This is a genomic window from Paraburkholderia oxyphila NBRC 105797 (genome assembly GCF_000685075.1).
Lineage (GTDB): Bacteria > Pseudomonadota > Gammaproteobacteria > Burkholderiales > Burkholderiaceae > Paraburkholderia > Paraburkholderia oxyphila.
Map to the genome: position 1 here is coordinate 83,734 of NZ_BAYD01000012.1, position 12,702 is coordinate 96,435.

The 12,702-nt window shown below is 67.9% G+C and carries 8 protein-coding genes; 4 read left to right on the forward strand and 4 right to left on the reverse strand.

Annotated features, from left to right (window positions below; translation table 11 throughout):
• Window positions 1-15: 15 nt before the first annotated feature.
• Together BO1_RS10950 and BO1_RS10955 are read right to left on the reverse strand one after the other, a co-directional pair.
• A complete protein-coding gene (locus BO1_RS10950; protein WP_028217602.1) occupies window positions 16-471 on the reverse strand; it encodes a MarR family winged helix-turn-helix transcriptional regulator in 456 nt (151 codons plus the stop codon).
• A gap of 217 nt (window positions 472-688) precedes the next feature.
• Window positions 689-1,381, reverse strand: a complete 693-nt coding sequence (locus BO1_RS10955; RefSeq protein ID WP_028217603.1) for an HAD family hydrolase — start codon at window positions 1,379-1,381, stop codon at window positions 689-691.
• Window positions 1,382-1,684: 303 nt separating this feature from the next.
• Here BO1_RS10955 and BO1_RS10960 point away from each other — a divergent pair, with 303 nt between their 5' ends.
• Entirely contained in the window at window positions 1,685-2,020 is a 336-nt protein-coding gene (locus BO1_RS10960; RefSeq protein WP_028217604.1) for a helix-turn-helix domain-containing protein, read from the forward strand.
• A gap of 495 nt (window positions 2,021-2,515) precedes the next feature.
• Window positions 2,516-3,673: a porin gene (locus BO1_RS10965; protein ID WP_028217605.1), complete on the forward strand. Its 1,158-nt coding sequence runs from the start codon at window positions 2,516-2,518 to the stop codon at window positions 3,671-3,673.
• A 109-nt stretch (window positions 3,674-3,782) separates the two neighbouring features.
• Here the strand turns inward: BO1_RS10965 and mltA are convergent, their stop codons facing one another.
• Both mltA and BO1_RS57305 read right to left on the reverse strand, forming a co-directional pair.
• Window positions 3,783-5,684 (reverse strand): murein transglycosylase A, encoded by a 1,902-nt coding sequence (gene mltA, locus BO1_RS10970; RefSeq protein WP_028217606.1) that lies wholly within the window; start codon window positions 5,682-5,684, stop codon window positions 3,783-3,785.
• Window positions 5,685-5,967: 283 nt separating this feature from the next.
• The gene (locus tag BO1_RS57305) at window positions 5,968-8,361 is read right to left on the reverse strand and encodes a serine/threonine-protein kinase (RefSeq protein ID WP_084687874.1); all 2,394 of its coding nucleotides are present in this window, start codon (window positions 8,359-8,361) and stop codon (window positions 5,968-5,970) included.
• Window positions 8,362-8,661: 300 nt separating this feature from the next.
• Between BO1_RS57305 and BO1_RS50540 the strand changes: the two genes are divergently transcribed.
• Both BO1_RS50540 and BO1_RS10985 read left to right on the forward strand, forming a co-directional pair.
• Window positions 8,662-11,001 carry a CHAT domain-containing protein gene (locus BO1_RS50540; RefSeq protein WP_245643763.1) on the forward strand — a complete coding sequence of 780 codons (2,340 nt, stop codon included), beginning with the start codon at window positions 8,662-8,664 and terminating at the stop codon, window positions 10,999-11,001.
• A gap of 1 nt (window position 11,002) precedes the next feature.
• Window positions 11,003-12,682, forward strand: coding sequence for a ShlB/FhaC/HecB family hemolysin secretion/activation protein (locus tag BO1_RS10985; RefSeq protein WP_028217607.1), 1,680 nt, complete (start codon window positions 11,003-11,005; stop codon window positions 12,680-12,682).
• Window positions 12,683-12,702 lie beyond the last annotated feature (20 nt).

The window sequence follows — 12,702 nt, forward strand, 5'->3', positions numbered from 1 at the left end:
GGCCGCTTTCAGCTTTCAGTCATGAAGGGTGGCGTCGGCCGGGTCCGGCGTGTTGAAGGCGTTGAGCACGCGCAGCGTGGTTTCGAGCTCGGCGCGGCTCACGCCCTTGAGCACGCGCGCGCGCAGCGCACGCAGGTCTTCCTCCATCTTCGCGGTGACGGCGCGGCCTTCGTCGGTGAGCGAGATCGTTTTGGCGCGGCGGTCGTCCGGGTCTTCGTCGCGGCGCACGAGGCCCGCGGCGCAGAGCTGGTCGAGCAGGCGCACGAGCGACGGGCCTTCGATGCCCACGTGCTCGGCGAGCGTCACCTGGCGCACGGCCTCGCCAAGACGCCCGGCGGTGAGCAGCGGCGCGGCACAGGCTTCGGAGACGTTGTAGGCGGTCAGCGCGCCGTGACTCGTGCGCCGCCACTTGCGCGCCGCCACGACGAGCGTGCTGCTGACGGCAAGGCGTAAGGTATGAAGATTCGACATCGGCGGGATGATAGCGTAAAGCGATTCGGTAGCAAACTATCTTTCTTGGCGGCGTTTTTCTATTTTCCAGCCTGCAACGCTAACTCGCGATGGTAGTGGAATGGCCGCGCGCTTGCGCTCTGGATGCTGCATTTTTGCTGCCCGTGTGACGCGGATGCGACGCAAGCGGGCGACATTCACGAGGGATTCACGGCACGGCCGGGCGCCGCTCCGGCGATCAGGCTGGGTGCGCGCCCCAGCTCGCGAGCAGGGCGGGCAGTTGCGCCATGTCCGTGAACACGTGCGCGACGCCCGCGTCCCGCAGCGCCTGCGCGCTGCTGTGGCCCGGCGTCCCCGGGCTGTAGCCGAACACGGTGGCGCCCGCGGCGAGACCGGCGCGCGCGCCCGTCACGGTGTCCTCGATCACGGCGCAGCGCTGCGGCGCGGCGTTCAGGCCCGCGGCGGCCGCGAGGTAGACGTCGGGGTGAGGCTTGCTGCGCGGCGTTTCGTGGCCGCTGTAGATGCGCCCTTCGAAGCACTCGAGCAGGTCCACCTTGCGCAGTTGCAACTCGACCTTGCGGCGGTCCGCGCCGGAGGCCACGGCAATACGTCCCTCAAACGCCGCGTGCACGGCACGCACGGCGACCGGCGCGCCCGGAATCTCGACGAGATCGCGCTCGAGCGCCGCGTTGCGGCGCGCGCGAAAGTCTTCGAGCCAGGCCTCCGTGACGCGAAAGCCGGTGTGCCGCTCGATGCGCGCGGCCTCGTCCTTCACCATCTTGCCGACGAAAATGCCCATCGCCTCGTCGACGGAGAGTGTCCAGCCGAGTGCGTCCAGCATCTGGACCAGCACGATGTGCGTGATGCGTTCTGAATCGACCAGTACGCCGTCGCAGTCGAAGAGCACGGCGTCGAAGGGGGAGTGGGGCATGGCGGGAGGGATTGGCTGCGGAAGGGGGGCGTCCGCGCGGTGGACGCAAGCGCGCGATTTTAACCGGGATGTGGCGGGGGCGTTGGGTTGGCGGGCAAAGGTTGGGGAGCCGGCAGCGGCAATCCGCTTGGGGTTGCGTCTGACCTGTATCACCCAACGTCCTGATTTCCGTGGACGCAATGCGCACGGGCGTCGACATCGCAAAGTTGAAGAGCAAGAGTGGAATCGCCACCCCAAAGGCAGAGATGGACATCATTCGCGCGAGGCTGAAGGTTGCCCAAGCGTTGGCGCAGGAGCTACGAGATGAAAAAGCGAGTCGTTGAAGGTATTGAAGTCGAGACAGGTTCCGGTAACGTCTTTGCCGACCTGGGCTTTGCCGATGCGGACAAGCTCAAGATCAAGTCCGGTCTGGTGATCGAAATTACGAAGGCCGTGCGCAAACTCGGGTTGACGCAGGAGGAAGCCGCCCGCCGCATGGGTATCTCACAGCCCAAGGTATCGGGCCTGCTGCGGGGGGACTTTTCCAACCTGTCCGAACGGAAGCTGATGGAGTGCCTGAACCGGCTCGGCTACGACGTCGAGATCAAGGTTAAGCCCGCGGCCGAGCCCGTCGGGCACTTGACGTTGGCGGTGGTGTAATTCTTCGTGTTCCAGTTGGTCTCGACGCACGTTGTTCGGGCTAGCCTGGCTGCCGAAAAATTCCATCCCCGCGTTTTCTCAGGGATGTACGGTTGGCTCGACACTGTACCCGACGTTCTTCAGCAAAGCGAATAGACCTTGCTTGCTGGGGCTGCGCTGTGAACGCAGCACCTAACTGTCCGTCGTAGATTCAGGTGGGAACCGCCTTTCGTTACCCGTCAACTGCGGCTTGTGTTTCCAGTAGCGAGGCTGGCGCACCATGCGCCGCCGCTCATATCCGCGTCGCCCACTCAAGCGCTCGCCCCCTCAGCGGCATTCTTGACCCGCGCCAATGCTTCATGTCTTTTCACTGCAACAACTGCCTTTCGAGATCGTGAGAGCACCGCATTCTATTGCGGCTGTAAAGCGTTTGTAAAAACGTGAATTGACATTTATTTAGAATTTCGAATCATTTTAAATAAATCAATAATAATCGCAATAATACGGGTTTAAAACATGAAAAAGACCATGATCGCCGTCGCTTTGACCGGCGTATTCGCGACGGCTGCACACGCACAAAGCAGCGTCACGCTTTACGGGCTGATCGACGCCGGCATCACCTACACGAACAATGAGGCCGGCCATAGCAACTGGCGGCAGACGAGCGGCACGGTCAACGGCAGCCGCTGGGGTCTGCGAGGCGGCGAGGACCTCGGCGGCGGCCTCAAGGCCATCTTCACGCTGGAAAGCGGCTTCAGCATCAGCAACGGTAATTCCCTGCAAAACAACCGCCTGTTCGGCCGCCAGGCATTTGTCGGTCTGGCGAGCGACTGGTTCGGTTCGCTCACGCTCGGCCGCCAGTACGACAGCGTCATCGACTTCGTCGCGCCGCTCTCGCTCACGGCTTCGCCCTATGGCGGCACGATTGCCGCTCACCCCTTCGATAACGACAACCTCAACAGCTCGGACCGCATCAATAATTCGGTCAAATACACGAGTGTGAATTACGGCGGCTTGAAGTTCGGCGCGCTGTACGGCTTCTCGAATACGGCCGGTGCGTTTGCCAATAACCGCGCATACAGCTTTGGTGGCAGCTATCGCTATGGCGGTTTGAACGTTGCCGTGGGCTATCTGCAATTGAACAACGACATCAACAATCTGGCGATCGCGGCCGGCAATCCAGGCGCGGTCACCGGCACCGATACCTTTGCTGCGGGCACGCAACGCACGGCCGGCGGCGGCCTCAACTACACGTATGGCCCGATGACGGCAGGCGTCGTCTATACGCAGACGAATCTGAGCAATGCGCACGGCGGCATCATTTCGGCGGCGCAGGCCGGTGCCGCGGCACCCATCCGTCTCCAGGCGAACAGCGCCCATCTGCAAAACATCGAGGGCAATGTGCGCTATGCGCTGACCCCCATGGTCACGCTGGCGGGGTCCTATACCTACACGCGCGCGAATTTCGGCGCGGGCGAGAACCCCAATTACAACCAGGTCAACCTCCAGGCCCAGTACGCGATGTCCAGGCGAACCAGCGTGTACCTGCAGGGCGACTGGCAGCACGTGAGCGCCAATCCGTATGGCTTCGGCGCGCACCTGAACGGCGTGAGTGCGGCGTCGTCCACGCAGGATCAGGTCGCCGTTTCGGCGGGGCTGCGTCACGCGTTCTGATGTCATGCAACGATCCGGCGTGCAATGCGCCGGATCGCGCGATGGGCCCTCTCACAGGGCGCTTTGCGCGTCGCGGCTCACACGGGCCCGACGCGGATTCGACAAGCCCTCACTGCCCGTTGCCGGTATCGTCGTCCACGCACAATTGCGGATCGGCCACGAGGCAGTCCGCGTTCGACTGGTTCGACAGCCCGCGCGTCTTCGTGGCCGTCTCCTGCGCGGCCACGTGCAAGCCCTTGGGCAACAGCAGCCACATGCGCAGGCGCTCCTTCGTGCGGCTGGCCTCGGCTTGCGCGAACTGGCCGAAGCCGTAGAAGTAATCGGCGCGCACCGCGCCCTGGATCGCGCCGCCCGAGTCCTGCGCCATCATCAGCCGGTTCACGGCGCCCGGTGTTTGCGGGGCGTCGCCCGTGGCGACGAACACGGGCGCCCCGAGCGGCGTCGTGCGCGGATCCACGGCCACCGAGCGTCCCGCCGAAAGCGGCACGCCGAGCGCGCCGATCGGCCCGTTCGGCGAGTCGGGGATGGGCCGGAAGAAGACATAGCTCGGGTCGGAGGTCGCGAAGGCGTGCTGCGGATGCGCGTTCGCGCCGAGCGCCGTGGCGATGCCCGCGCCCACGCTCGCGCTCTTCGTGCTCTGCGCGTTCGCTACGGCGGGTTGCGCCGTGCCGCTCGTCGCCGGGCCGGCGTTGGCGAGCTTGAAGCCGCGCAGCAGCGGCGAGACGGGCTGGTCGTCCTCGTCGTTGTTCGCGCCCGTCGACGACTCTCCGCTGTTCGACGCGCCCGCTGCGCCCTGCGGGCCGTTCGCATCGGCGACGAGGTCGGGGCCGTTGCTGCTGCTGCTGCTGTCGTCGGCGACGTCGATCTCCATTTCGATGCCGCGCACCTTGAGCTTGCGTCCGCTCGCACCCGCGTGCGCGACGGGCGGCAGGAAGGGCCGGCCGTTCTGCTCGGCATAGGCCACGCGGCGGATCGTGCCGTCGCGCATGCGGATCTTGCCCGAGCCCTGCATCTGCATCGAATAGAGCAGCACGGGGTCGTCCACCCACGCGAGCACCGGCGCGCGCGCGACGCCGCGCTCGATCTCGGCGCGCGTGTAGTACGGCACGATGCGATCGCCGTCCAGACGCAGGCGCATTTTCTTGTCGCGGATGTCGGGCACGCTGTCGCGCAGGTCGAGCGCGTAGACGCCCTTCGCGCTTCCCGGCACCGCGCCCGGCAGCGGGATCACCGTGCGCCCTTCGACGCGCGCCGCCGTGATGCTGCCGTGCGCCGCGCCGGCTAGCCGGCGCGAGTCGAGGTAGAGCATGTCCTCGGGGACGCCGTAGACCGGGTAGACGTAGGCGCCGCCGGGCTGGCGGCTGCCGTTCAGGAGCGGCTCGTAATAGCCGGTCATGGTGCCGTCGCTGCTGCGGTCGGTGTTGCGGATCTGGTAGACGTCGAAGTACGTCTCGAAGAAGCGGCGGATGGCGGCGGCGCTGGCGGCATCGACGCTGCGCGCGGCGGCGCAGGGCGCGGCCCAGCCGTTGCGCGCGCCGAGCACGCCGCAACTGCGCTTGAAGGCGTCGAGCGAGCCGCCGAGGTCGTCGGTGCTCCAGCCGGGCAGGTCGGAGAAGCGCGCGGCCTGGTACCACGCGTGGCGTGTGGCGAAGGCGGCCGCGGGCGCGGCGGATGGAGACAGTGCGCCTGACGGGCTTGCCTCGGCGGTGGGGGCCGGTGCGCTCGGCGTGGCGCTCGCGGTGGGGGGCGGAAGGGTCGGTGCCGAGGGTGTCGCCGGGGTTGCCGGTGCGGCCATCGTTGCGGGACTTGCGGCCGCGGTTGGCGCTGATGGCGCTTGCGGTGCGTTCGCTGCCGGCGCCATGGCGGCCGGTTGCGCTGGCGCGGTTGCTTGTGCCTTTGCTGCCTGCGTTTGCGTTGCCGGCCCGATCACCACTGAGCTGGCCGGATTGTCGCTCGCGCAGCCGGCGAGCGCGGTCGCTGCCGCCGCGAGCAGAAAGAGCGCACGGTCCATGACGGCCTCCTGTGTCGATCGCAGTTAGCGCTTTAGCGCTTACTGCGATCCCATGCTTCGCGGTCGACCAGAGTTAGCGCTTTAGCTGTCGGCTGGAGTTAGTGCTTCAGCACTTACTCCAGCCCCATGCAGAGCTCTTACTCTGGTCCCATGCTTCGCGGTCGATCGCAGTTAGCGCTTTAGCTGTCGGCTGGAGTAAGTGCTTCAGCACTTACTCCAGCCCCATGCAGAGCTCTTACTGCGATCCCATGCTTCGCGGTCGACGAGAGTTAGCGCAAGGCTCTTACCCCGGTCCCATGCTTCGCGATCCCATGCCAATCGCCGCCTGGCCGCCACTGCCGCCGACCACGTCGATTTCGAACGTCGTCGCGCCGAACGCGTTATTGCAACTCGCGGGCTGCCCCGCTGCCGGCTTCGCGCAGCGTGCCTTGCCCGCGAACGGCGAGTAATCCGCCGTGCGCAGCGCCGCGGCGGCGCGTTGCGCGTGTCCGGGGAAATCGGCGAATACGTCGCCGGGGTGCAGTCCGGCGTCCCAGAAGTCGCGCTGCTCGGGCGACACGATCACGAGGAAGTGGATCGGCCCGGCGGGCGCGTCGGCGAGCATCGGCCAGCTCGCACGCGGCAGCGTGAGCGTCTGCCCGGCGGCGATCGTGTTGGCCTTGTCGCGTTCGTTGGGCAGCAGCATCAAATAGTTGCCCTGTGGATCGACCATGAACACGTAGACGCGGCCCGCACGGCTGCTCGTCACCTTGAACTGCAGGAAGTCCTTCTTGATGCGCGCGGTGGTGCTGCGCAACGTCGTGCGCACATCGATGGACGGGTCGGCGAGCGTCACGATGCGCTCAAACTCGCTGGCGGGCGTATAGGGCGCCAGCGTGGCGGCTTGCGGCGCGGCATTCGCGGGAGCAGTGCTCGGTGGTGCCGTGGCTGCGCTGGCCGACGCGGTCGTCTCCGGAGCCGGTGAGGCCGTCGCGGCTGGCGGCGGCACGGGCGGCAGGCCGGCTGCGGCGCTTGCGGGCGTCGTCGCGCCGGGTGCGGTGGTTTGCGCCGTGGCGGGGGCAGCCGGCGCGTTGACGTGCCGGGCCACGAGCGGCGGAGCGCCCGTGGGCCGCAGCGCCAGCCAGGCGCCTACGGCTGCGACGATGGCCACGCCTGCGCCAATAGCCGCAAGCGGCGTGCGGCGTTTGTGGGGCGCTGGCGGTATTGCTCCGGCAGTAGGGCGCGCTGGCGCCGATCCCGCCGCCGCGGCAGACGAAGCAGACGAAGCAGACGAAGCAGACGAAGCGGTCGAAGCGGTCGAAGCAGACGACCCGGACGGCCTGGGCGCTCCAGAAGCCTGCCCCGATGCCCCCAAACCCGCCGCGGCGCCGGCCCCCGGCAGCGGCAGCGCCGTCTCTCCCTCGCGCAGGGTGTAGGGCTGCAGGAATTCGACCCCCGCGCCCGCATGCCCCGCCGCGACATCGCCGCCGGCCGAGATGCCCAGCTCGGCCGCGAGCGCGCGCACGTCCTGCGGGCGGTCCTCGGGCCGCACCGCGAGCGCGTGGTCGATGGCGCGCAGGAACGCGTCGCTGTAGCGTCCCGCCGCCGTCGTCGCGAGCGGCGCGTAGGTATCGCCCATCAGCCGGCCCACGGAGGCGGGCGGCGTCTTGCCCTCGATCGCGTAATAGACCACGGCGGCGAGCGCGTAGATATCGGTCCACGGGCCTTGCTTCATCGACGGCACTTCGGCGTACTGCTCGACGGGCGCATAGCCGGGCTTGAGGATCACGGTGAGCGCCTGGGTCATGTCGCCGATCACGCGCCGCGCCGCGCCGAAGTCGAGCAGCAGCGGCCGCTGGCTGCCCTTGAGCAGCATGATGTTGTCGGGCGCGATGTCACGATGGAAGCACTGCGCGGCGTGCAGAACGGCGAGCGCGTCGATGAGCGGCGCGAGCAGCGCGCGCAGCCAGGCTTCGGTGGGCGGCGCGCCGAGCTGGCGCAGCGTCTCCTTGAGCGTCACGCCTTCGTAGTACGGCATCACCATATAGGCGGTGCCGTTGGCCTCCCAGAAGCGGTAGACCTTGACGAGCGAGTGATGATCGAACTGCGCGAGCAGCTGCGCCTCGTTGATGAAGCTCTTCAGGCCCGCGCGGAAGGTGTCTTCGTGGCGCTGCGAGCGCACCGTGACCTCGGCGCTGCCCGCCACGCGCGCGGCGAGCGCGGCCGGGATGTACTCCTTGAGCGCCACGTGGCGCCGCAGCAGCGTGTCCCAGGCGAGGTAGACGATGCCGAAGCCGCCTTCGCCGATCAGCCCGACGATCTCGAACTCGGCGATGCGCGTGTTGAAGGGCAGGGCCTGGTGGCTCGTTTCGGGCGCGGTGGTGGCGGCGGCCGAACTTGCCGACCCCGCCGATCCAGCCGACCCCGTCGAGCTCGCCTCGGCCGGCTGCGTTTGCGCGCTGGCCGGTGCTTGCGTCTGAGGTTGCGTTCTGGATTGCGTCTGCGATTGCACCGGCGTCTGCACCGCCGACCGCGCCGGGTCCGCGCCGCTGTCCTTCGCGGCCGCCTCATCGGCTGGCGGGGCGTGCCGCGATGCGTCCTGAATCACCGTTGCGGCCGTTGCGTCGTCCACGCGCGGCGCGTCCGGTCCGCCGGATGCGGACACGATGACCGTCTTGTCGTCGGTGCTGCTGCTCATCTGGCAAAGCTCCGTGGCAGGCGAGGCTGTGCGCATGAATTGGCCGCGCGGCCGCGCGGGCTGGGCGCTCCCCCATCCAACTTCTAGACGATTCGGCGTGGCCGTTTTTGAAAGTGTAGTGGTTGCGTGCGCGGCCCGGGGGCGCTTGCGGGTGTCCGAAACCTCACACGAAATTCTCCGCGGGCTTTCAAAAAGCCTGGGGCCTTTTCGTTTAACACATATGAAATGGCCCGCCGGACCTGCTCCGGCTGCGCGCTCAGGGCCCGGTCGCGTGATGTTTCTTTCCTGCAGGAAAGCGAAGTGAACGAACTCGAACATCTATTGGCCGCAGAGCAGGCTGCCGCGGGGTGCAGATCGCGCGCGCGGACGGCACACGCGCCGCTCGCAAAGGTCACGGCCGCGGCGCTGTGCGCGTTGCTGCTCGGCATTGCCGCGCCGCCCGGCGCCAGCGCGGCCGACAGCGGCGCCAGCGCGGCCAGCGCGGCCAACGCGGCCGCGCCTGCTGCCGCCAAAAAGACCGTAAACGGCGCAACTACCGGCGCAACAACTAGCGCAACCAAGCCCGGCGCGGACGCACCCGCCGCCGGCCTCGCGCCCGAGTCCCAGGGCTTTCGCGAGGCAGCCGAGCGCGAGCGCGACGCGGAAACGCTCAAGACGCTGACCGACGAAGGGCGCCTCCTGCTCTCGCGCGACCACGTTGCGTTGCCGGCCTACGACTACTGCAGCATGTCGGTGGCGGCGGCGGAGCGGGGCGACTTCCGCGACAGCATCAACGCGGCGGCGCGCGCGCTCGTGGTGGCCGAGCGCACCGACAATGCCGACCTCGTCGCGCTCTCCAAGCGCGATCTGGCGATCGCCTACAGCTATGCGGGCGACCTCGACGATGCCGACAAATACGCGCACGAGGCGCTCGCCTCGAATCCGAAGCAGCCCGACCAGGTGTTCGCGCCGGCCAACAAGGTGCTGGGCGACGTGGCCTTGCGCCGTGGCGACGCACAAGCGGCGCTCGCGGCCTATGACGATGCGTTGCTGACGGCCTCGCCGCGCTTCAGGCCGCTCGTGGAGATGTCCATCGTCAACGCGCAGATCGCCGTGGGCGACACCGCCGCTGCGCGCCAGACGCTCGACAAGGCGGGCCCGCCCCCGAGCGCCGAGCTCGCGCCCGCCTATGGCCGCATCGAGGGCAAGCTGCTGCTCGCCGAAGGCAAGCCCGCCGAGGCGCTCAAGGTCTATCAGGCGCAGTTGATCGGGACCGGCGGGGGCACGAGCGAGGCCAGCTACGACAATCTCTGGGTGCACGAAGGCATCGGCCGCGCCTACCTCGCGCTCGGCGACAAGGACCACGCGCGCGAAGCCTACCTGCAGGCCGTGGACGACTCCGAAAAGATCCGTGCGCGCTTTCGCAGCGACGAGTTCAAGACGGGCCTGTTCGGCGACACGCAATCGGTCTTCGAAGAGGCGATCAAGCTGACCGTCGATGCGGGCGACTACGAGGGCGCCTGGAATCTCTCCGAACGCAGCCGGGCGCGCGCGCTGCTCGACGTGGTGCGCAACCGCGTCGACACGGGCGTGGACGACCAGCAGCTCAACGGCACGGTGCCGACGCTGCAGGCGGTGCGCGACGCGCTGCGGCCCGACGAGGCCATCGTCGAATACCACAGTCTTAAGGACACGCTCGTGGTGTGGGTGATCCGCAAGAGCGGCCTCTCGGGCCACACGCTGCCGCTCAAGCGCGCCGACATCGACACGGCCGTGACCGACGTGCGCAACGCCATCGTGCACCGGAGCAAGAACGCGATCACCTACGGCGACAAGCTCTACGCGCTGCTGATCGCGCCGCTCGCGCTGCAGCCCGAGGAGCGTCTCATCATCGTGCCGCACGGCGCGCTGCACTATCTGCCGTTCCAGGCGCTGCACGGCCCGGGCGGCTTCCTGATCGAGCAGCACCCGATCGCGCTCGAGCCCTCGGCGAGCATCGCCATGCAGCTCGAGGCGCGCCGCCAGAAGGTGGCGAGCAACCTCGTGGCGTTCGGCAATCCGCAGATCGCGCCCGCCTATGCGCTGCCCGGCGCGCAGGCCGAGGTGGAGGGCATCGCGCCGCTCTTCGCGACCAAGGAGCTGTTCCTGCAAAGCGCCGCCACGCGCGCGCAGTTCCGCGAGAGCGCGCCGGGCGGACGCGTGCTGCATGTGGCCACGCACGCCCAGGCCGACACTATCGACCCGCTGCACTCGCGCATCCTGCTCGCGCCCGCCACGCAACCCGCCGACGGCCCCGACTCGCTGCTCGCGCTCGACGTCTACAACCTGAAGCTCAACAACGTCGCGCTCGTCACGCTTTCGGCCTGCGAAACCGGGCTCGGGCGCATCGCGCGCGGCGACGAAATCCTCGGCTTCACGCGCGCGTTCTTCTACGCGGGCGCGACGAGCCTGATCGTCTCGATGTGGCCGGTGGCCGACGAATCCACGGCAATCACGATGCGCACGTTCTATTCGCAGCTTGCCCAGGGCAAGGAGGCGATCGACGCCATGCGCGCCGCGCAGCTCGCCGTCATGAAGGAGCCGCGTTTCGCGCATCCGTTCTTCTGGGCGCCGTTCGACCTGATGGGCGGCTGGCGTCTTTCCATCGCGCGCGGATCATGACATGAAAAAAGGAATCCGAACGATTGCCGCACTCGCTTGCTCGAGCAGCGCTATCGCCTGGGGACAGACGTTGCCGAACAGCGGCACGATCCTGAACCAGACGCAGCCGCGCGAGACACGCCCGGCGCCGCCGGGTGGCGCGGGCGCACTGCCCGCGGTGCCGCAGGAGAACGCGCCGAGCGCGCAGCCGGGCGGGGCGAGCTTCGTGCTCAAGGGCATCGCGCTCAAGGGCAACGACACGATCCCGAGCGACGAGCTGCTGGCACCCGTGCAGGGCAAGATCGGCAGCGAGGTGAATTTCGCCGACCTGCAGGCCATTGCCGCCCAGATCACGCAGATCTACCGCGCGCGCGGCTATGTGCTCGCACAGGTCGTGATCCCGCCGCAGGACGTGACCTCGGGCTACGTGACGCTGAGCGTGCTCGAAGGGCGCGTGGGGCACGTGCGCCTGAACGTGGCCGCGGGCACGCCGATCAAGGAGTCGCTGCTGCGCGAGCGCGTCGAGCAGATTCCGGTGGGCGCGCCGCTGCAGCAGCAGACGCTCGAGCGCACCATGCTGCTGCTCTCCGACTTGCCGGGCATCACCGTGACTTCGGCCATCGAGGCGGGCAGCGAGCCGGGCACCGTCGATCTCACGATCAGCGTCGCGCCCGCGAAGCGCTGGACCTTCGCCGTCGACCTCGACAACTATGGCGCCGCCACGAGCGGCACCTGGCGCCTGGGCGCGCTTGCGCGGCTGAACTCGCCATTCGGCATCGGCGACAACCTCGACTTGCGCATCCTCGGCGCCGAGCGCCTCGACACCGCGTATGGACGCGTGGGCTATGAGGCGCCCGTGAATGCGTACGGCACGCGCGTGGGCGTGGCAGTGGCGCGCCTGAACTACACGCTCGGCAAGGAGTATTCCTCGCTCGACGCCACCGGCGACGCCACCGTGGTCGACTTCACGGTCACGCATCCGCTGCTGCGCACGCGCAACCAGAACCTGCTCGCGCGCGCGAATTTCGAGTACCGCGATCTCTCGGACAACATCGGCATCGTCGACGATCACAACCGGCGCTCGATGGTCGAAGGCAGCGTGGGGCTCACTTATGAAAGCCGCGACGCGCTGTTCGGCGGCGGCTTCAACAGCGCCGACGTCGAGCTGCTGATCGGCAGCCTGCATTTCAAGGACGCCGCGAATTACGCGATCGACCAGTCGGCGTTCGGGCGCAATACCGCGGGCAACGAAGTGCGCGCGACCTTCTTCGCCAACCGGCTGAACGCGGTGACCGAGAAAGTGAGCCTCTTCTTCGGCTTCTCGGGGCAGTGGGCGGGCACCACGCTCGACAACTCGTCGCGCTTCCTGCTGGGCGGGCCGCACGCGGTGCGCGCCTATTCGCCCTCCGAAGGCCTCGTCGACGAAGGCTTCGTGGCGACCACCGAATTGCGTTACGCGGTGAACTCGAAGATCACCGCGTTCACGTTCTTCGACTTCGGCACGGGCTGGTACAACGCGAACCCGCGCCCGAACCAGGGGCCGAACAACATCACGCGCAGCGGCGCGGGCATTGGCGCTTATCTCGCGCTGCCGTATGGGTTCTCGTGGCAGGGCACCGTGGCGTGGCGCACGACCTCGCCCGACACGACCGGCAACGACAAGCTGCCGACGTTCTACATGCAGTTGAGCAAGACGTTTTGAAGGTATCCGCAACGCGCGGC